Source organism: Corynebacterium sp., from assembly GCF_030532965.1.
In the GTDB taxonomy this organism is placed as follows: Bacteria; Actinomycetota; Actinomycetes; order Mycobacteriales; family Mycobacteriaceae; genus Corynebacterium.
Map to the genome: position 1 here is coordinate 17,748 of NZ_JAUNKC010000034.1, position 18,750 is coordinate 36,497.

Sequence of the window (18,750 nt, forward strand, 5' to 3'; positions counted from 1 at the left end):
TTAGGGCACTAGTTTCTCTGGTTGGTGCAGAAGCGTCCACAAATGTTCAACGGCGCCAGGGTTTTTCAAAAGATCCGCTTCCGCTTCTATATTCACCACATTTTTCAGCGGCGGATAGTAGATGAACATGTGCACGTTGGGGCGCGATGTTCCCGGCCACACAATGGTGTCGAACATCCACCAGCCGTCCGGGCACCGATGCAAAAGCCCTTCGGCAAGGTACAGTTGCACGTCGCGTTCTGCGATGGTTGACGCATTCTCGCCGATAACCAGCAGATTGTTCCTGCCCCAGAAATCCTCACGATCAAAGCCTGGGCAGGGCGGATTTTCCCGCCACCGGGCAATTAATGCGGTTCCATCCGCGCGCAACTGGTCGACTATCGGCGCTAATTGCGCAGTGATGTGTTTCGCGGATCCGTGCCACATCTCTAACGCGGCGTTGTCTGGTCGGGGAATCGCCTCGCTCATCGTGAGAAACGTTGCAATCGCAGCTTCTTTTTCAGTTTCGCTGCCTTCTTGAATCACGTGGGCAAGTTCGTCGAGGTTAACGTCGCTATCACGGGACGGGAGGAACAGCAGTCGTTCCACATCAACTGCGATGGTATCTGCCGATGTTTTCGCCCAGAACTTCCACCTGGCACCTGGTTCGTCGCATAGGCGTAATGCGAGGTATTGGACCAGTTCGTCATGGGAAACTTGGCGCGAAACCTGGTCGATGGTTGTGCCGTCGTATGCTCTTTTCGGATCGAGTTTTTCCACCACCTGCTGCGCTACGGCACTGCCTTCGGCGGTCAACCGTTGGTGCAAGTATGCATCAACGAGCTCAGCATCAGACTGCGTTGTTGCGATAAATGGAAGTGCATCAGCCATGGGACACCCACTATGTCTATGTCTTTCTGTTGCGTGTTTTTAGTTCTGAGCGCGGAACCCAATTCTACTGTGTGCAATACAACGTAGCGTATTTACCGTGCGTACTGACTATCAGCGGGAACTAAAAGTAAAAGTCAGCCCGTTACCAATCGGTGCTGGTGGATCGTCGAAAAGCACGTGGCTTAAGCTTCCTCCATTATTTCCACCCAGCCGTGTTTGCCGTCGATGGTTATTTTCGCGCCGTCGCGGATCAGTGTGGTGCCACGACCGGTTCCTAGGACCGCGGGAATGCGGTATTCGCGAGCGACGATCGCGGCATGTGATAACGGGCCGCCGGTGTCCGCTACTACCCCGGCGGCAACTGAAAACAGTGGTGTCCAAGTTGGGTCGGTGTATGGACATACCAGAATATCGCCTGGTTGCAGCCGCTGAAAATCTGCTGTTCCAGTGATAATCCGAGCCGTGCCGATAACCCGCCCGGCACTCGCGCCCACACCGATGATCCGCGAATCCGACGCGTGGGTATCCTCGCCTCGATCCCACCAGATAGCTTCGGCGGTAGGGCGCTTCATGCGTCGATTCTCCACGACTTGGTATAAATTAGCGGTGGAATCCCCGAGTAGTTTTTCGACGATCTCGGAAAAGTACAAAAACTGCACATCGCCAGCATCAGAAATACACCCGCGACGAACCAACCGGGCACCCAGCTCATCCGTACCAACCCGGGCGAGGACAAAGATTTTCTCGATGAAGTGCGCGGTTTCCTCCCGTGCGATGTGCGCCAGCCGGAACCTTTCTACAGTACGCCGCCATAACCGACGCAGCGCCTTCGGCAACCCGGCACCGACTTTTTCGATGAGGTTGTCCGGCACTTCGGTTGCCACTTCCCCGCCGCCGCGCAGCTGCGATGCTATTAACGCCAGCAGGATCTCTGGGTACTCACCCCAGGAGCGGTTCGAGAATGGAAGGTACATCTTGCCGGTGCGCGCCCCATAGGTAGCCAAAAACTCCCGTACCGCCTGGGAAAACCGTGTCCCCTCAGGCAGCCGGGCAAGCTCAGTCATTATCTGTTTCGGATCGGTTTCTTTCACACAATCCGCAACGGAAGTGTCACGGGCTAGCTGTACTAATTGTTGAACCTCCCGCGTAACTTGCGCCGATACATAGTCGAGTCCCTGCACCATATCCTCAGCGGTACATTGTGCACCCGGTTGAGACCATGCAAGAAGCCGAGTCACGACACTTCGGTACACCATCATTGGCGCCAAATACTGCAGGAACCGATCAGTGGTCACTGACGCTGCAACCGCGACCGCATCACGAACAAAGTCGATGACCTCGGCATCGTCCTGGGCGTCAAGGCCCCTACTTCGGGTTTCCAACTCCGCGATTTGGCCCAACCACACATCACGCTCATGGTTCCAGGCACGAGGATCGTGCCGCATCCCCCGAACAAACGCCCGTGGCAGCCGTACCCCTAAGTTAAGCGCTGGCCGGGGAACGACCACATTCAACCGAATAACCCCATCCGCATCGCCAACAATAAGATCCTCCGCCTGGGCAGGAACCAGACCAATGGTATTCATCGCCTGATGGACCGCACCTTGCACCGCATGCACCGCCAACAGATCCAAGGGATACGGGGCAGGATAGTGTTCCACCAAATCATCGCGCAATGTCCGAGTAGTTTTTGAATGCACGCCCTGGTGCCCAGTGATCTGCGCATCAGCCACGGTTGTAATCGGGCGCGACTGCAATAAAAAGACCTCGCCCTGATAAACCGCCCATTCAATATCCTGGCCGCTGCCATAATGTGCTTCCACCTTCTGCCCCAGGCGAACGAGTGCTTCTAGTTCCTGGGCAGACACACACAACCTGCTGCGGTCAGCAGCCGAAACCTCCGTCGTTTCCGTCCCACCATCATCGGACAGATCAATGCGAGTTTCCTTCGACCCCAATTCAACAGAACGCACCTGAACAGACGGCTTCGTCGACACCACCCACGTATCCGGCGTAACCAAGGACGCAACCACGCTTTCGCCTAACCCATAGGAAGCACTGACCAGCATCTCATCCAACGCATCACTCATTGGATTCACAGTGAATAACACCCCTGACGTTTCAGCCGGAATCATGGTTTGCACCACAACGGACAGCGCCAAATCGGCCTGGTCGATTCCTTTTTGCGCACGGTAATCCACCGCACGCGGCGTCCACAACGATGACCAACACCGGCGAATGGCATCCATCAGCGCCGCGTCACCACGCACCCCTAAGAACGTGTCCTGCTGCCCCGCAAAACTGGCATCGGCTAAATCCTCCACAGTAGCCGAGGACCGAACTGCAACCACCGGTTCCCCCAACTCACGATAAGCTGCGGAAATATCCTGTCGCAGTTTATCGGGTATCTCGCACTGTTCGATGATGTTTCTAGCGCGGTCAAAATCACCCGCCGCCGAAGCCGCAAGCACATCAGTCATAACCGGTGCGATCGCCTCCCGATACGCCGCAGTTGAAATGCAAAACCCAGGCGGCACCGGGAAACCAGCGGAAACGCACTCCCCAAGATTCGCACCCTTGCCACCAACAAGAGCTATATCCTTAGCCGAAACCGAATCAAACCACACAATCACTGGCGCTTACTCCTGTCAGGTCAGAGCTTTTGTTGGGACACATACAAATTTATCGCCATCCAAAAAGCTACGGTAGATTACCTCCTATCATCACCTCCGAACGCATTAGCACACTTGGGCATACAAGCGTTGGGTGGGCTGGTTACAATCGTCGTGGGAGCGGTTGAGGTTGGTGTGTCTTGTTGGCGGTTAAGCCAGCGCCTGGACTGACCTGGTACCCGTGTCCCTGGATAGTTGTGACAGCCTCGTTTTAAAGGATTGCCGATGCGCAGTGTTGCCGCCGTGGAAGATGACATGCTCTACCTGCTGCCGAAGGACTACCGGAGTTTTCTCCTTGATGAAGGCAACCATCAGCATCCGGCGTGGCGGCTTTTCGCTAGTCCTGCTGCGGATGTTCTTCCGGTGGATTTTAGTGTGGATTTCCCGTTTGTACACAGCCACTGCGACACCAACCCGATTGCAACGCTGCCAGGGGCGATTCCGCTGATGCATCATGAGTGCGACTACGTCGTGATCGTGGTACGGGGGCAGGCAGCTGGCCAAGTGTGGCAGGTGTGGGGTGAGGACGATTGTGCGATGTTTCGCCAGGTCATACACCCTGAGTCGCGACAGCCGCTGAGTTTTGCGGCGTGGTTGGCGTTGGCGGAGCAGGAAGCGGCGTTGTCAAAGGCGTATCGGGCAGGAATTGAGGCGGGGTTGAGGTTTCCCAGAGATGAGGCTGAGGGGCGCGGGCTCATGAATTATCTGTTATGGGTCGCCGATCAAATGGAGTATTTCCCTAACGAGCACATGTTGCTTACACCATCAGATTTTAAGAAGCTGCGCGGTGTGGCGTTATCAGTAAAGGCGTACCGGTTCTGTGCTTTAGATTCGGCGCAGGCATGTGCGGAGTTCTTTGAATTTAGTGGCTTCATTACCAGGCATTCCTATGCGGCATTTGTTGAGATGGCGCTTAGGCTTGCGGAAAATATTGTCAGCCGGCAACCGGATAATGCACAGTGTGAGGGCTCGGAGTGTGCATCGAATCTCGTTATGGCACGGCGGTTTGTGGCGGGTACTGTGGGCGAGAAAGATTTAGCCGCATTCAAGTCGCGGCTGCGGGAGGTAGATTCGCCGGTAGCGCGGTTGGTGGAACTACTGCTTGACCCGCATTTTCTGCACGGCACCTTGGAGGTGGGCCAGTGGTGGCGGTGGGATGAAGTTTTCTTTGAAAAACTGCATGAGGTGTCACCGCGGCTGGGGGCGCAGTTTATCGCCCATGCCGTTAACAACGATTAAATGATTGCGCACGACATAATTCCGGCGATGTAGTTTTACTCGGTTTTTGTTTTGTGTCTTGTTTTGTGCTTTTCGACGAGCGGCGGGGCGGGTCGTCGAAAAGCACGTTTCGTTCCGGGCAGTCTGTCGGTGTTTCTCAACTATACTTGGGCACAAAGTACAACGGCGTAAGGGCGTTACATGACAACAACCACTCATCGCAGGATCAGTATTGTCATCCCCTGCCTGAACGACGCCGAACTGTTACAGCACTGCCTGCAAAGCCTCGCCCGTCAGACGGTTCCTGCGACCGAGATCATCGTTGTTGATAACGGCTCCACCGACGATTCGGCAGCTGTTGCCGAAAAATACGGGGCGATCGTGGTGCCGGAGCCCCGGCGCGGAATCACCTGGGCGACCGCAACCGGGTTTGACCACGCCACCGGAGATGTTCTGGTGCGCACTGACGCGGATATTATTGCGCCACCGGACTTTGTAGAACGCCTGCACCGGGCCTGGGACGCCGCCGACGCGTCGCCGGGGCGCACGGTGGTTGGTGTGACCGGTTCCGCCCGGTTTATGTTTCCACCCCATCTGTCCGCACTGGGTGACTTCATTAGCAGGCTGTATCTGGGTGCGTACCAGCGAAGTGTGGGCTCAGCGTTGGGGCACTTCCCGTTTTTCGGCACGAACTATTCGCTGCGGGCGAGCTGGTGGGATGAGGTTAGTCCCGGAATCGATTTCGCCGATACCTATGTGCATGAGGATATGCACCTGTCTTTCGCGGTTCGCCCACATGAGACGGTGTGGTTCCAGCCTGATGTGAGTGTCGACATGGACGCCCGGGCAGTCAAAGGATTGCGACAATTAGCGGTTCGATTCCGGCGGGGGTTCCACACGATGTTTGTTCATTTCCGCACCCAGCCACCACATCGCAGGCTTGCGCAGCGGGGGCTGCTGGGGAGCCGTTTGGGCACCATTCTTGGCCGTGCGGATTCTGTGAAGGGCGCGTGATCTGCCATGACTTCCCACCCGGTAACCGAGGCCGAACCGGATTATCTCAAGCGGTACGATCGCGCAGCGTGCAAGGCCGCCGAGCAGATTATCTTAAGCTATTCAACAAGTTTTTCCCTCGCCTCACGGCTGTTGGGGAAACGGGTGCGGGAGGATATTTCCAACCTGTATGCGATGGTGCGGATCGCCGATGAAATCGTCGACGGCACCGCCGACCAGGCAGGCATGGCGAAATCCTTAGTCGAGGCGGAATTGGCGGCCTATGAAGAGACGGTGCGGGCGGCGCCGAAGCAGCGGTTCCACACCGACCCGGTGTTGCATGCGTATGGGATAAGCGCCAGGCGGTGTGGATACAAGGACGAGTATATTGCGGCGTTTTTCGCGTCGATGCGCAGAGATCTACACCAGGTGAACTACGACCCCACCAGTTTCGACGATTATGTCTACGGTTCGGCCGAAGTGATCGGACTATTGTGTCTACAGGCGTTTTTGGTAGGCGAGTCGGTTTCCGCGCAGGACAAAACCACGATGGAAGAAGGCGCGCGGGCGCTGGGGGCGGCGTTTCAAAAAATCAATTTTCTGCGTGACTTATCCGAGGATTGTCAGACCTTGGGCCGGTGCTACTTCCCCGAACTCACCGCGCATTCGCTTGACGACGCCACCAAGCAGCACCTCATCGACGATATTCGCGGGGATCTCATGGTCGCGCGCCAGGCGATCCCACTCCTACCCCGCTGCGCCCGGGCGGGCGTGATAGCCGCAACGAACTTGTTTTCGGAATTAACGGACCAGCTAGAGGCCGTTGCTGCCGCAGACATTTATCGCCGCAGGGTTCGGGTGTCGGCACCAACGAAATCCAAGATTGTCGGCCAGGCGATCCTTCACGCCACCGTCGGGTGCCGCGGCCGCAGGAACCGTCGAGAGAAAGACAACAACAATGAATGACACGTCCCTACCCAATCGGGTCGTCATTATCGGTGCCGGTTTCGCCGGTTTAGCAACCGCCGCGCTGTTAGCCCGCGCCGGGGTTGATGTGACTGTGGTGGAGCAAAACGATGGTATTGGTGGGCGTTCGGGCGAAATTGAAGCCGATGGTTTTAGATGGGATACCGGCCCGTCGTGGTATCTCATGCCGGACGCCTTCGATCATTTCTTCCAGTTATTAGGCACCACGACGGCGCAGCAGCTTGAGCTTGTCGATCTCAATCCGGGCTACCGGATCTTCCCGGAAGGCCAACCTGCGGTTGATGTTCCGACCGGTAGGGAAAACGCCATCGACTTTTTTGAATCGGTTGAACCAGGTGCCGGGCAGAAGCTGTCGGATTATCTCGATAGTGCCCGTGATGCCTATGACATCGCGGTTGATCGGTTCTTATACACCACGTTTAATTCATTGGGCCCGCTGGTGCATAAGGATGTGCGGCAACGGATTCGCCCATTAGCCTCACTGTTGATGACCCCGCTGGATAGATTCGTCGATTCGAAATTCCGCAGCACGCTTCTGCGCCAGATTCTTGAGTATCCGGCGGTATTCTTATCGTCCCGGCCGAACAAAACCCCGGCGATGTATCACTTGATGAGTCACACCGATTTGGTGCAGGGGGTTTCCTACCCCCAAGGTGGGTTCATGGCGGTAGCCGAAGCGATCTACCGGCTGGCGCAGGAAAACGGTGCCCGGTTTGTGTTCAACACCTCGGTCACCGCGATTGCTACCGACGGTGCGCAGGCAACCGGGGTGCGGGTGCGTACTCCGGACGGCGCTATCGACACCATTGCTGCCGACGTGGTGGTTTCCTGCGCTGATCTGCATCACACTGAAACCCGCCTGCTGCCTGCGGCGTTACGCTCCTACCCGGAGTCGTCTTTTGCCCGTAAAGACCCCGGCATTGGCACAGTCCTGGTGTTGGTGGGGGTGTCCGGGAAGCTTCCGCAATTGCACCACCATAACCTGTTCTTCAGTGAAAACTGGAGTGATGATTTCGACGTGGTGTTTTCCGGTCCAACACCTGACCGCCCGCTCGATTCATCGCATTCTATTTATGTGTCCATGCCGTCGGCCACCGATCCGGGTGTCGCCCCCAATGACCACGAGAATCTCTTTGTGCTCATCCCAACCCCGGCGCAGGAGAACTTCGGCCACGGCGATGCCTACCACGGTTCTGCTTCGCCTCGCGTTACTGATATTGCCAACCAAGCTATCGATCAGATTTCCCGGTGGGCGGATATTCCGGACCTACGCGAGCGGATTGTGGTGCGCAAAACGCTCGGCCCTTCCGATTTCAACCAGCGTTTTAATGCTTGGCGCGGCGGTTCGATCGGCCCGGCGCATACGCTTCGGCAGTCGGCGTTTCTTCGCGGAAGCAATAAGTCGAAGAAGGTCGCTGGCCTGTATTATGCCGGTGCCACCACGGTGCCAGGGGTTGGGGTGCCGATGTGTTTGATCTCGGCGGAAAACATCATCAAACGGCTTCGGGCTGACACCAGCCCTGGGCCGCTGTCACCGGATTGGGTGTAATCGTTATGGCTGTCGCGTACCTGACCTTCCTCCTCGTCTCGCTGATCTGCATGGTGTTATGCGATTGGCGGTGGAAGCTCGCGTTCTTCGCGGACGCCAAAACTGCGGCGGCGTTATGCGTCGGGCTCGTGGTGTTGTTTTTAATCTGGGACGGGTTGGGGATCGCAACCGGGTCGTTTTTCCGGGGCGGATCGGACTACATGACGGGAGTTATCCTGGCTCCGGAATTGCCCGTGGAAGAACCCATCTTCCTGTTTTTCTTGTCCTACCTCACCATCAACGTGACAACGGCAACCAGGCGGTTGCACCGACTATGGATTCGAAGGTGATTGGCCATGACATACACGCTGATTAGCATCCCGTTTCTTCTCGGCGCGATCGTGCTGTGGCTGATAAAACGGCCGAAGCCGCTGGCGGTGACCGGCATTGTGTTGGCTGTGTTGTTGGTGCTCACCGCCATCTTTGACAATCTCATGATCTGGGCAAAATTGGTGGGCTACGGCGAATCCCAACGGCTGGGGATTCATATAGGGCTGGTCCCGCTGGAGGATTTCTTTTATCCCATCGTCGCGGTGCTCATTATCACCGCGGTGTGGCGCAGATCCTGACCCCAGTGCGGTGCTGAAAGGTTTTTAATTCTAAAAGTTGTATCGCCAACCAAGAGGAGCTACCCGTGTTAGCCAGTATTCTCAAAGCCTCGCGGCCCATCAGCTGGGTTAACACCGCCTTTCCGTTCGGGGCCGCATACCTAATATCCGGCGGAACGGTCGATGCCCTGTTTATCGCCGGGGTGTTCTTCTTTCTTATCCCGTACAACATTGCCATGTACGGGATCAACGACGTTTTCGATTACGAATCGGATATCCGAAACCCCCGTAAAGGCGGGATTGAGGGTGCGGTGTTATCGCCGAAGCTGCACCGCCCGTTGTTATGGGCGGCAACCATAACCACCCTGCCGTTTATTATTTGGTTTCTTGTGGCGGGGAATCTGACAAGCACGATCTGGTTGCTCATCTCCGTCGGCGCGGTTATCGCTTATTCCGCGCCGGTGCTGCGGTTCAAAGAACGCCCGGTGCTTGATTCGATCACCTCTTCAGCGCATTTCACCACCCCGGCGATTTTCGGCGCTACTATCACTGGTGGCCAGGTAAGTCACTATTTTTGGTACGCTATCGCGGCGTTTTTCCTCTGGGGAATGGCCAGCCACGCGCTAGGGGCGGTGCAAGATGTTCAAGCCGACCGGGAGGGCGGACTGCAGTCGATCGCAACGGTATTTGGGGCGCGGCTGACCACCCGGCTTGCGGCCGGCGCGTATCTCATCGCAGCGCTTCTACTTTTCGCCATGCCGTCGCCTGCTTGGGTGGTGGGCATTGCGGCTGTGGGGTATGTGGTCAATACGGTTCGGTTTTGGTCCATCACCGACGAAACCTGCGAGGATGTTAACCGCGCGTGGCGGGTGTTTTTGTGGATGAATTATCTCAGCGGGGCGCTGGTGACGATAACCTTGGTCAGCATGTATCGCTAGGCGTGATCGACAAGCATATCCGCAATCCGGTCGGCCACACCATATAAGCCATCGGATGTGGTTTTCGGGACGTCTAAGTCCCCGATGAGCTGGCGGGCCCGGGTCAGATGGGCTTGGCCTTCGGCGATGACGTCTTCAACTACCTGGTGCAAATCTTCGGATTCCAGCCCGTAGTCCAACCGAATGGTCATTAACGTCGCCCGCCCCTGCTTCACGTCGCCACCGGCTACTTTTCCGGTTTTGTCATAACACCCAATGGCACCGGCGATATCGTCAGCCACCTGGTAGGCGCCGCCCAATTCCTCCGCGACTGCGTCCATATCGGAGATAGGCCGGCCTGCCGCCAACGACCCCAACTTCAATGGCGCGGCGAAGGAATACACAGCGGTTTTCAGCCGATTGCTTGTCCCCACCAATTCCGGCGTTGGGGCTGGATTCACCGAATGGGCGATATCGAGAAGCTCACCGGTGATCGTTAAATCAGCAGCATCGGTCACAATCCGAAACGCTTCGGTGGTGAGGTCACCGGGCAATCCCGCCTGCGCCAAGAGCCGATACGCGGCATTGAATGCAAGATCCCCCGCCGTGATCGCCACCGATGTCCCCAGATGGTAATCGCCAGTACGCTGGCGCACCACCGAATGAATGGTAGGCACCCCGCGCCGGAAATCATCGGAATCGATAACATCATCGTGGATTAAAAACGCCGCATGCATGAGGTCGATGCAGGCTCCAAACACCTCTGCGGCATACCGCTTGTCACCAGAAACCTCACCCGCTGCGATATGCACCAACATAGAACGTAGGTGTTTTCCCCCGAGCGCGAAGGTAGCAACCGCATCGTGGGCGTCGACAAGCAAGTCACAGTCCACCGGCACTTGGCCGCGCGCATCAGCCAGAAACGATCGCACAAGATTGATAGATGCGTTGACCCGCTCGGTTACGTCTCCAGCCATCTAAGGTCACTGCCTTCGCCGATAGAAGAGTCGACCTGTGTTACAAGGTCGGGCAAGGATTTTCCTTACATTTAACAGTAGCCCACCGAAACTGGAACCAACGGCAGAAAGCACACTTATTTAGTCGTAAAAGTAACCAGGTCACACCCACAAACCACCACCGCTTTTTAGCTTTTCGACGCCACTGCGACCGGACTATAACCTAAATCCAACCCTTCTCCCGAGCCTTCAAATACGCCTCAAATCGATTTTGCGCTTCCAATTTCGCCATCGCCGACGACAAATAATTGCGGGTGGTACCCACCGCCAAAAACACCGCAGCGGCAATATCCTCCACAGAGCCACCCCGGCCCGCCGCCTCAATCACCTCAGCTTCCCGCTCCGTGAGCGGGCTATCCCCCGACGAAATCGTCATCGCCGCCAGTTCCGGATCGATATACCGCCGCCCGGAGCACATTGCCCGGATCGCCGCAGCAAACTCCTCCGCCGAGGACGTCTTCGGCATAAACCCCTGCACGCCCGCATTAAGCGCACGTTTGAGCTGACGGGGACGCGAATGACTCGTGACAATAAGTATCTTCGTCTCGGGCGTGATCCCAAGAATCTGTTCCGCAACCTCAACCCCATCAATGCCGCCCAACTGCAAATCGGTAACACACACGTCGGGCACCGGCTCCCCCACCTCGTGCCGCTTTCGCCACCAATCCACCACCGCTTCGCCGGAGGAGAAACTCGCCACGACATCCACGTCGTCCTCCAAGCCCAGCAGCGTCGCCAAGGACGACGCGATCAAGGTTTCATCGTCCACCACAACGATAGAAATCATGGTATTTCCGAACCCCATTTCAATTCGACACTAAACTCCGGCGGGTTTCCCGTCATCACTATCTGAGCCCCGATAGTAGCCGCCCGCTGCCGCAACGCAGCCAGACCACCCATCTGCCCGACCGCGGCCGTGGCCCCGTCGTTAGTAACAGTCACGCTGCGCGGCGACAACTCAAACGTCACCGCCGTGGCATCCGCATGCTTTACGACGTTCGTCGCAGCCTCCCGAATAAACCACGCCGCCGTATCATGACACCGGGTCGGGATGTCCGAAATCTCGCCGGTAACCGTCACCGCTATCCCCACCGAAGACAACAAAGCGCGGGCACCATCAAGCTCACGTTTCGGATCAATCCCCCGGTACCCCTCCACCACCTGCCCCATATCAGTGCGAGACAACCGGATAAGCTTTTGCAATTCCATCAATTCTTCCGTGATGCGGGAATCGCCTTTCTTATCCAGCGCAATCGCCAACTCTGTTTTCACCGACATTGCCGCAAGATGCTGCCCCAACGTGTCGTGCAGCTCCTGCGCAAACCGCAAGCGCTGATCACTCACCTGCAATTGAGACTCCAAATTGCGGGCCCGATCAAGCTCCTTGACCATCTTCGATGACCACATCGACACCCTACTGATCCCCACAACAAAAACCGTAAACCCAACGATCATCACCGGCGAATTAATAATCTGATGCTGGACAGCTATAAACGTCGCAACCGCGGCAATGATCGTTTTCACCCACGGATAACTAAAAAACGTGGAATAAACCAACCCCACACAACCAAAGCCAAAAACCACCGCCCCCGCCATCACCGGCGACACCCACAAATTCGAGGAAAACGTGGTCACAAATAACGCAATGCCCACCGTGATCCAAAACAAACTCAGCCCAACGTTTTTCCACCCATCAGCACTAGGCCGCTGCTTGGAATTAAGCTCCGGAACCCGCTCCAGCACGACCGTGACCACCAGGAAATGAGCAAGCGTCACCACGACCCACAACACAGTATGGAAATCAAACGTTACCAAGTCCCTCGATTCCCACGCCGGCTGAAAACTTAAGAACAGCAACACCAAAACGCCCGCATGCAGCGACCACCGCATGTAAAAGACGAACTTATCTACGTCGCTAAGCGTCTGCACCCAACCGTGCACCGCGTCAAGAAACTTCATAACAGACGATTTTATTAGCTTTGCTACCGGTTGGTTTCCCACTTCATGTACTTCGCCGCGGCCCACACCACAGCGACAGCCCACACCACCAGCAACAACAAGGGATAGAGCAACCCCAGAACCGGCGCCCCAGCTGACGCCGACCCGGCGCCTAGATCACGCATCGTGCCACCCGCCCATTCGACAAACGCAACGTCACCGATCAACGCAAACGGCGTACGGTCGATAAAATTCTGGATCTGCTCCGGCAACGCTATCCGCATAGTAGATTGCGACACCATAGCCAACACCATGACCGGCAACGACGTCATCTGAGCCGCCTCGGCATTAGCCGTGACCGAACTCGTAATCAACGCCAACGCCGTCGCAATAACAATGCCTAACACCATCGCCACCACAAGCACCACACCAGTTAACGGGGTAACGCCCGTAAAACCAACAAGAACGGCAATCATAACGACAGTTAAAACCAACGAAATAACCGCCCCCGGTGTCGCGATAGCAGCTATGATCTCCACATCTTTAGACTCTCCCGTACGCAGCCGCTTCAACACCTTTTCGTCGCGCCGGGTCGTGGTCATCGACAGCACCGAATAGAACTGGACGAACATCAACGTAATGAGGAAAAATACTTCCATTGCTATTGCCGACCGCACAGCCTGCCCACCGATCTGGTCGGCGTTATTCATATACAGCATCAGAATTCCGACACCGATGGGAAACGCGACCGCCATCACCATTAACGTCTTATTTCGGATAAACTGCCTTGTCTCCGCCTTCGCTAACGCCAGGTAGCGGGACAGCCGTACAGTTGGTGGCCGTTGGGTTTTGGTAAAAGTAGTCATGATCTCTCCTTAGCTCTGCACCAAAGCTGGCTGACTTCCGGCAACATTTAAGAACACGGTTTCTAGCGTTGCCGGACGGGCCGAAAAATTCTCTAACTCAACACCGTTGATCCGAGCCCACTCCAATACCTGATAGGTATCTTCTTGAATCCGATCGGTGAAAATCGTGACGATGCCACCTGTTTGTTGCACCGTTGTGCCTGGAATGTGCGGCGGCTCGCTTACGGCACTAAACGAAATCTCCGCTGACACCGTTCCCACTATTTCCGTCAGCGTGCCAGTGACCGCTATTTCACCGCGGTGCATGATCGCCAACCGATCGCACAACATCTCGGCTTCTTCCAGGTAGTGCGTGGTTAGCACCATCGTCACGCCTTGGTCTTTGAGCCGGGCCAGCAATTTCCACACGTTACGACGGGATTCCGGGTCAAGACCGGTGGTTGGCTCGTCAAGGAACAGCAACGACGGATTACCCAATAGCGCGCAGCCTAAGTCAAGGCGCCGCTGTTCTCCACCCGACAGCGCCCCGACCCTCACATCACGGCGGTGTTCCAATTCCACATCACGCAATACCTCATCGATGCTGCGTTGATGCGAACAGGTTCCCCGCCACATCTCTAATGTTTCCGCCACCGTCAATCCCAGCGGCAAACCGCCCGATTGCAGCATGATCCCCATTTCAGTACGCACGATCGATCGGTTCTTATATGGATCCATCCCGAACACGACAACACTATCGTCGCTCGGTTCCGCGATGCCTTCAAGAATCTCCAACGTTGAGGTTTTACCGGCGCCATTGGTGCCAAGCAATCCAAATACCTCGCCCTTCGTGACATAAAACGACGAGTCTTTGACGGCTTCGTGCGCCGATGCGCCGGAGCCGTACACGCGCTTTAAGTTCTTTACGACGATTACTGGTTGCACATTCTCATTCTTCGTTTCCATACTTCTACTGTGTCAGGGCACCCCATAACCCGGTAGGCAGGAAAATAACGAAGATACCTGCAACTATTCATCTCCTCATCTGACTTTTGTCATACCCCACCCCATGCACTTCTCACGCGCACACTTTAGGGCCGAAGTGTGATGCCAAGCGCTCCAAAACCTACCCTGAACTGGTAAGAAGCACAGCCCTTCATGGCAACTCGACTTATTCGTGGTGCGGCGGTTGATTTCGGGGCTTGGGAGGAGAAAAAGTCGAGTTGGGGGTAACCACAATCTGGCCCAGGAAAATTAGTGCGGAAAAATCCCCTTCACACCATCAAAACCATAAAGGGCACAACGCTTTGCGCTCCTCCCCCATAGCGCAGCGTCTGTTGCCAATACCTCAGAAACGACATACGCACGAACCTGAAGGCCATGCTTGAATGCGCGCGATTTTCTCGTGCTTCTTCCGTTTTTCAATTAATCGCTGTAGTTTTACCCTTAGCTAAAAATCACAACAGCCCTGCGTCGAAAAGCAATCCGACGCCGGGCTGAAACCTAAAACTACTTACGGAACCAGTTAAACAAACCTTTCTTCTTCCGCTCTTCGCTTTGCAGCTGGATGACCAGTTTTCCGGGGGTGACAAGCGACTGGGTGTACACCGCCTGGATTTTCTCCTCAGCGGTCTCGCCAACCGTATCGCCGTCCTTGATAATCAATCCGTTGTCGATCAAATAAACGGCGATATTCTCAAGGAACTCATACGTGTCGCGCGGCGATTTCTGGCTATTGGGAATTTCAATGTCCATCAACCCCAGTTGATCCAGACCAACCGTGTGCGCAGTAAGGTTGCCGGTTTCGGGATCGTCACCCATGTTGAGCGCGACCCACGCATGAATGAGCGGCATTGGCAGAATCTCGGTTGCCAATTCCCGGAAAAGATCCGGCATGATCAGGTGTTCTGCCGCAGCCCAGAACAATGCGAATGTCTCCGGGGAAATGGCTATCAACGATGCGACCACCTTGGATAGCAAAACGTTTGCACGAAGTGAATCTTCGTCATCAGGATTCATCACGGCCACGATGGTATGCGCTTGGTGTTCGGAGTTGAACGGCACATCGTCACGCCACAACCGGCTAGTTTCGCACAGATCAGCGATATCGTCGGGGTACGGTGCCGCAACTGGCATGAGCATCACCCCATACTCCCCAACATTGAATAAAACCGGGTCTTTTGTCACACCTGGCGTGGATACTGCTGGCTCTTCATCCTCATCCCAGTCTGCAATCAGGTGCGCCTCTTCCGGCCAATCTGCCGCGAACTGCCGCCTGATGGCTTCTTCGGTTACTGCCGGGTCGAGCGAGTTTTGCAAAATCATTGCCAGTGCTGCGTTCATGAGTGGTTGCCTTTCTTTTCTAAGAAGTAAGAACGCAGCCTAGCGTAGCCTACGGGTCCGACATGAGATGCGATTATCCTAAAATAAGCACATATTTATATCACGCCGCACTGGCGAACCCATATCGAACGGCATCTTGTTCCTACAGGAGAAAACGTTTGCTTTCTATATCGATCCGCACTTTCGGCATGTGATGATATTCGCAAAATTGTTCGTCCGGACTGCAATCGTCTTTCTCCCACAGCGCATAATCCGCAACAGCCGTGCCGTACTGCAACCAGTATTGGATAAGTGCCGCCGCTTTAAGCGTTGCGTCATCGTCGTTATCCTCCGGCGGCAACGCCAATCGGTAGTGCTCATCGACGCTGCCCGCCTGGTATTCCACAAGCCACATGCCGAAATCCCGGCTAAAAACCGCCTGGGCATACGTCATCCCCGTGGGGTCGGCCAAATCGGTAATCACCACTGGCCGGTCGACGAAACCCACCCGGGTGTGCTGGGCGTGACGCAAGATTTCCGGCACCAGCCCGATCGATATGGGCATGTCCGGGTGCCACATCAAAGTATCGACGGTGGCGTTGAGCGGTTCTTAGCCCCGCCAGACGACGATATTGCGAAACGGTATGGCCAACCCACATCCAGCCGCCACCACCGATTGAATAATCTCCTGACCTTCGGAAAGCGGATTCATCACCGGTACCGCGATCACCCCATCGCCGATTACGTGGGGGCTAAAACCCGCATCGGCGACAAACTGGCTTAAAGCAGCAGAGGGCTCGCCGCCAGCAAATTTTTGGGCCATAACATCAAAGAAAAACGGCTCAGTAATCGGGTCGAAAAAGATAAGGGACATTCGCAAATCCACGTCGAATGGTGTCATTACATCAGCTTTCGTGTTGTATTCCGCCCAGCCATCAAGATGTCACGGACGAGGTGGTTTAGGGGCATCCGGATCGCTGACGTTAGCGGTTATCATCTGCCAAAACGCGTCGAAGGATTCCGCGATCATTGTTTCCTCTTCCACCTCTAGATCAACGCACACCAACGCTCCTTGCGGGTAGGCAGGGTTATCGCGGTTAAGCAGAATTGGGGTGTGGATTTCACCATCCCCAAGCGCAATCAGGTAGCCCCAGCTGGGCATTTCCCACGTATCCATCAGGTGACGCGTGTAGTTGTTCAAACTCAAGTGGTCGTCTGCCGTGCCTTCTGCGACGTTGCCATATAGTTCTTCTACCGCGCAGCCGAGCTCTTCGTCGTCGAAAAGCTCCCCCACCTCGGGTTCAAACACCCCACCGCCGCATCCCGCGATAACCTGCCGGTACGTCTCAGGCAACTCGAAGCCGATAGCGCGTTCAATCTCCGCAATCCGGGCCGGATCGCAGGCATCACCCGTTTGTAAGAAAATATCGTCCCAGTTACACCACACTTTTCACACCACCTCTCTATGAATCTCGCTTTCTTCAAAAGTGTAAGACACATGTCGATATCGTGCGGGTAGTGCGCTAATAAAAAGGCTGTTTCGCTTTTCGACGCCACAGCTACCAAAAATGCGGCCCGGTATTGTGATTGCTGAGCCGACCAAAATATTTCCGCATTCCTGGAATGGTGTACTCATAGAATCCGCGCCTAGGGGAATAAACAATGTGCTTCGCCATTAATTTACGTCCGTAATGCGAAACCGTGTCAGATCCCTTGCCCAGTTCTCCGGCAATGTCGCCTGTCCGCATAGACCCTGGTGCGTCCGACATAGCAACCAGAAAATCATATTCTAATTGCGGCAGGTCCTTAAGCACGGGCTCTATCACTAGTCGGACCAGATCACGCTGCGCTTGTTCAATTGCTCACAAGACATGATCCATATCTACCTGTTCCATGGCTGACTGCGACATACGCGCCCAGCTGTAGTAGCCGACAAGCTGGATCAAAAACGGGAAACCTCGCGTTGCCATAACAGCTGCGTCCAGGGCAGCACTATCCCACTGCCGCGCCACATCAGTTACCGGTTTTTGCAACCCTATCCGAACGTCATCTGGAGAAACAGCACCTAAATCAACACGCATCGCTCGCCGCAAGAACGTTACCCCAGGATGGCGCAGCAATTTATCCACGTTTTCCGGCAAACCAGCGAACACAATGGCAATATTTCGCCCTTCCCGAAACATGTGCTGAATCGCGGTAGCAATTGCCGCTAATTCCGCAGCAGAATCGAGATGGACCTCATCAATGGTTATCAGGATTCCGGAATTTCTCTCCTGCACAATATCGGCAATATCGCTAAGAACAGAGCGTAACCCTGGTCGCTATTCATGCTTTTCCGAAACTTGTGTTGTTACCCCACCTAACCCCGCAGCGCTAATTCCCGTTATTTTTCGGTTCGTCGAAGAATCATCAATAACACGGAGAATACGTGGTGCGTGCTCAAAAATTATTCGCTCTTCTATCCCTACCAATGCGGTTTCTTCAATAGTCACCCACCCTTGCTCCCAAGCGGTGGCTTCCAACTCATTCAGCACAACCGTTTTGCCCACACCACGGGTTCCTACCAAAAACAATGCTCGTGCTGGCGCGCCAGGCCCCGCCTTTAACGCATCATTAAAAAGCCTGTACCACTTCATCCCGCCCCACAGGAACAGCAGGAGTGAAACCAAATGTTGGCGTAAATGGGTTGGATGTTTTCATAACTCAACCCGTACCAGCGTCGTTCAATTAGTTCAATATCGCAGCGTTATTCAATTAGTTCAATTTCTGGGTGTTGTTCAATTATAGCGGTCTCATTTCAAAAGCTTAGGTTGTTTGGGTGTGTTGGTGGTGGGGT

The 18,750-nt window shown here is 55.3% G+C and carries 20 protein-coding genes; 7 read left to right on the forward strand and 13 right to left on the reverse strand.

The window, feature by feature from the left end:
- Nucleotides 1-870 (reverse strand): hypothetical protein, encoded by an 870-nt coding sequence (locus tag Q4D85_RS12695; RefSeq protein WP_303200922.1) that lies wholly within the window; start codon nucleotides 868-870, stop codon nucleotides 1-3.
- A gap of 182 nt (nucleotides 871-1,052) precedes the next feature.
- On the reverse strand, nucleotides 1,053-3,503 hold the full coding sequence (locus tag Q4D85_RS12700) for a PEP/pyruvate-binding domain-containing protein (protein WP_303200923.1): 2,451 nt from the start codon (nucleotides 3,501-3,503) through the stop codon (nucleotides 1,053-1,055).
- 264 nt (nucleotides 3,504-3,767) lie between these two features.
- Here Q4D85_RS12700 and Q4D85_RS12705 point away from each other — a divergent pair, with 264 nt between their 5' ends.
- The 7 genes from Q4D85_RS12705 to Q4D85_RS12735 all read left to right on the forward strand — a co-directional run bounded on the left by Q4D85_RS12705 (nucleotide 3,768) and on the right by Q4D85_RS12735 (nucleotide 9,814).
- The gene (locus tag Q4D85_RS12705; protein WP_303200924.1) at nucleotides 3,768-4,781 is read left to right on the forward strand and encodes a hypothetical protein; all 1,014 of its coding nucleotides are present in this window, start codon (nucleotides 3,768-3,770) and stop codon (nucleotides 4,779-4,781) included.
- A 180-nt stretch (nucleotides 4,782-4,961) separates the two neighbouring features.
- A complete protein-coding gene (locus Q4D85_RS12710) occupies nucleotides 4,962-5,774 on the forward strand; it encodes a glycosyltransferase family 2 protein (protein ID WP_303200925.1) in 813 nt (270 codons plus the stop codon).
- Nucleotides 5,775-5,780: 6 nt separating this feature from the next.
- A complete protein-coding gene (locus Q4D85_RS12715; protein ID WP_303200926.1) occupies nucleotides 5,781-6,719 on the forward strand; it encodes a phytoene/squalene synthase family protein in 939 nt (312 codons plus the stop codon).
- Nucleotides 6,712-8,289 (forward strand): phytoene desaturase family protein, encoded by a 1,578-nt coding sequence (gene crtI / locus Q4D85_RS12720; RefSeq protein ID WP_303200927.1) that lies wholly within the window; start codon nucleotides 6,712-6,714, stop codon nucleotides 8,287-8,289. Before Q4D85_RS12715 ends, crtI begins: the two co-directional genes overlap by 8 nt.
- A 5-nt stretch (nucleotides 8,290-8,294) precedes the next feature.
- Entirely contained in the window at nucleotides 8,295-8,618 is a 324-nt protein-coding gene (locus Q4D85_RS12725) for a lycopene cyclase domain-containing protein (RefSeq protein WP_303200929.1), read from the forward strand.
- A 6-nt stretch (nucleotides 8,619-8,624) separates the two neighbouring features.
- Nucleotides 8,625-8,897 (forward strand): lycopene cyclase domain-containing protein, encoded by a 273-nt coding sequence (locus Q4D85_RS12730; RefSeq protein WP_303200931.1) that lies wholly within the window; start codon nucleotides 8,625-8,627, stop codon nucleotides 8,895-8,897.
- Nucleotides 8,898-8,962: 65 nt separating this feature from the next.
- Nucleotides 8,963-9,814: a prenyltransferase gene (locus tag Q4D85_RS12735; RefSeq protein ID WP_303200932.1), complete on the forward strand. Its 852-nt coding sequence runs from the start codon at nucleotides 8,963-8,965 to the stop codon at nucleotides 9,812-9,814.
- On the opposite strand, the gene Q4D85_RS12740 is transcribed toward Q4D85_RS12735, so the two are convergent.
- The 11 genes from Q4D85_RS12740 to Q4D85_RS12790 all read right to left on the reverse strand — a co-directional run bounded on the left by Q4D85_RS12740 (nucleotide 9,811) and on the right by Q4D85_RS12790 (nucleotide 18,406).
- Entirely contained in the window at nucleotides 9,811-10,770 is a 960-nt protein-coding gene (locus tag Q4D85_RS12740; protein WP_303200933.1) for a polyprenyl synthetase family protein, read from the reverse strand. The genes Q4D85_RS12735 and Q4D85_RS12740 overlap by 4 nt on opposite strands.
- A gap of 202 nt (nucleotides 10,771-10,972) precedes the next feature.
- Nucleotides 10,973-11,596, reverse strand: a complete 624-nt coding sequence (locus Q4D85_RS12745) for a response regulator transcription factor (protein ID WP_303200935.1) — start codon at nucleotides 11,594-11,596, stop codon at nucleotides 10,973-10,975.
- Nucleotides 11,593-12,768, reverse strand: coding sequence for a sensor histidine kinase (locus tag Q4D85_RS12750; protein WP_303200937.1), 1,176 nt, complete (start codon nucleotides 12,766-12,768; stop codon nucleotides 11,593-11,595). Before Q4D85_RS12750 ends, Q4D85_RS12745 begins: the two co-directional genes overlap by 4 nt.
- 23 nt (nucleotides 12,769-12,791) lie before the next feature.
- On the reverse strand, nucleotides 12,792-13,613 hold the full coding sequence (locus Q4D85_RS12755; protein WP_303200938.1) for an ABC transporter permease: 822 nt from the start codon (nucleotides 13,611-13,613) through the stop codon (nucleotides 12,792-12,794).
- Between the two features lie 9 nt (nucleotides 13,614-13,622).
- A complete protein-coding gene (locus Q4D85_RS12760; protein ID WP_303200939.1) occupies nucleotides 13,623-14,558 on the reverse strand; it encodes an ABC transporter ATP-binding protein in 936 nt (311 codons plus the stop codon).
- Between the two features lie 543 nt (nucleotides 14,559-15,101).
- Nucleotides 15,102-15,935, reverse strand: a complete 834-nt coding sequence (locus Q4D85_RS12765) for a DUF4261 domain-containing protein (RefSeq protein ID WP_303200940.1) — start codon at nucleotides 15,933-15,935, stop codon at nucleotides 15,102-15,104.
- Nucleotides 15,936-16,077: 142 nt separating this feature from the next.
- Entirely contained in the window at nucleotides 16,078-16,479 is a 402-nt protein-coding gene (locus tag Q4D85_RS12770) for a hypothetical protein (RefSeq protein ID WP_303200942.1), read from the reverse strand.
- A 45-nt stretch (nucleotides 16,480-16,524) separates the two neighbouring features.
- Nucleotides 16,525-16,815, reverse strand: a complete 291-nt coding sequence (locus Q4D85_RS12775; RefSeq protein WP_303200943.1) for a hypothetical protein — start codon at nucleotides 16,813-16,815, stop codon at nucleotides 16,525-16,527.
- 42 nt (nucleotides 16,816-16,857) lie between these two features.
- The gene (locus Q4D85_RS12780) at nucleotides 16,858-17,361 is read right to left on the reverse strand and encodes an SMI1/KNR4 family protein (protein ID WP_303200945.1); all 504 of its coding nucleotides are present in this window, start codon (nucleotides 17,359-17,361) and stop codon (nucleotides 16,858-16,860) included.
- Nucleotides 17,362-17,776: 415 nt separating this feature from the next.
- Nucleotides 17,777-18,193, reverse strand: coding sequence for a hypothetical protein (locus Q4D85_RS12785; RefSeq protein ID WP_303200947.1), 417 nt, complete (start codon nucleotides 18,191-18,193; stop codon nucleotides 17,777-17,779).
- Between the two features lie 42 nt (nucleotides 18,194-18,235).
- Nucleotides 18,236-18,406, reverse strand: a complete 171-nt coding sequence (locus tag Q4D85_RS12790; protein ID WP_303200948.1) for a hypothetical protein — start codon at nucleotides 18,404-18,406, stop codon at nucleotides 18,236-18,238.
- Nucleotides 18,407-18,750 lie beyond the last annotated feature (344 nt).

What these genes read in the sequence shown, in the direction of transcription:
- Q4D85_RS12695 (WP_303200922.1), bottom strand. Translation starts at nt 870, where the DNA reads ATGGCTGATGCACTTCCATTTATCGCAACAACGCAGTCTGATGCTGAG.
- Q4D85_RS12745 (WP_303200935.1), bottom strand. Translation starts at nt 11,596, where the DNA reads ATGATTTCTATCGTTGTGGTGGACGATGAAACCTTGATCGCGTCGTCC.
- Q4D85_RS12755 (WP_303200938.1), bottom strand. Translation starts at nt 13,613, where the DNA reads ATGACTACTTTTACCAAAACCCAACGGCCACCAACTGTACGGCTGTCC.
- Q4D85_RS12740 (WP_303200933.1), bottom strand. Translation starts at nt 10,770, where the DNA reads ATGGCTGGAGACGTAACCGAGCGGGTCAACGCATCTATCAATCTTGTG.
- Q4D85_RS12775 (WP_303200943.1), bottom strand. Translation starts at nt 16,815, where the DNA reads ATGACACCATTCGACGTGGATTTGCGAATGTCCCTTATCTTTTTCGAC.
- Q4D85_RS12725 (WP_303200929.1), top strand. Translation starts at nt 8,295, where the DNA reads ATGGCTGTCGCGTACCTGACCTTCCTCCTCGTCTCGCTGATCTGCATG.
- crtI (WP_303200927.1), top strand. Translation starts at nt 6,712, where the DNA reads ATGAATGACACGTCCCTACCCAATCGGGTCGTCATTATCGGTGCCGGT.
- Q4D85_RS12730 (WP_303200931.1), top strand. Translation starts at nt 8,625, where the DNA reads ATGACATACACGCTGATTAGCATCCCGTTTCTTCTCGGCGCGATCGTG.
- Q4D85_RS12710 (WP_303200925.1), top strand. Translation starts at nt 4,962, where the DNA reads ATGACAACAACCACTCATCGCAGGATCAGTATTGTCATCCCCTGCCTG.
- Q4D85_RS12765 (WP_303200940.1), bottom strand. Translation starts at nt 15,935, where the DNA reads ATGAACGCAGCACTGGCAATGATTTTGCAAAACTCGCTCGACCCGGCA.
- Q4D85_RS12770 (WP_303200942.1), bottom strand. Translation starts at nt 16,479, where the DNA reads ATGCCCATATCGATCGGGCTGGTGCCGGAAATCTTGCGTCACGCCCAG.
- Q4D85_RS12760 (WP_303200939.1), bottom strand. Translation starts at nt 14,558, where the DNA reads ATGGAAACGAAGAATGAGAATGTGCAACCAGTAATCGTCGTAAAGAAC.
- Q4D85_RS12705 (WP_303200924.1), top strand. Translation starts at nt 3,768, where the DNA reads ATGCGCAGTGTTGCCGCCGTGGAAGATGACATGCTCTACCTGCTGCCG.
- Q4D85_RS12715 (WP_303200926.1), top strand. Translation starts at nt 5,781, where the DNA reads ATGACTTCCCACCCGGTAACCGAGGCCGAACCGGATTATCTCAAGCGG.
- Q4D85_RS12750 (WP_303200937.1), bottom strand. Translation starts at nt 12,768, where the DNA reads ATGAAGTTTCTTGACGCGGTGCACGGTTGGGTGCAGACGCTTAGCGAC.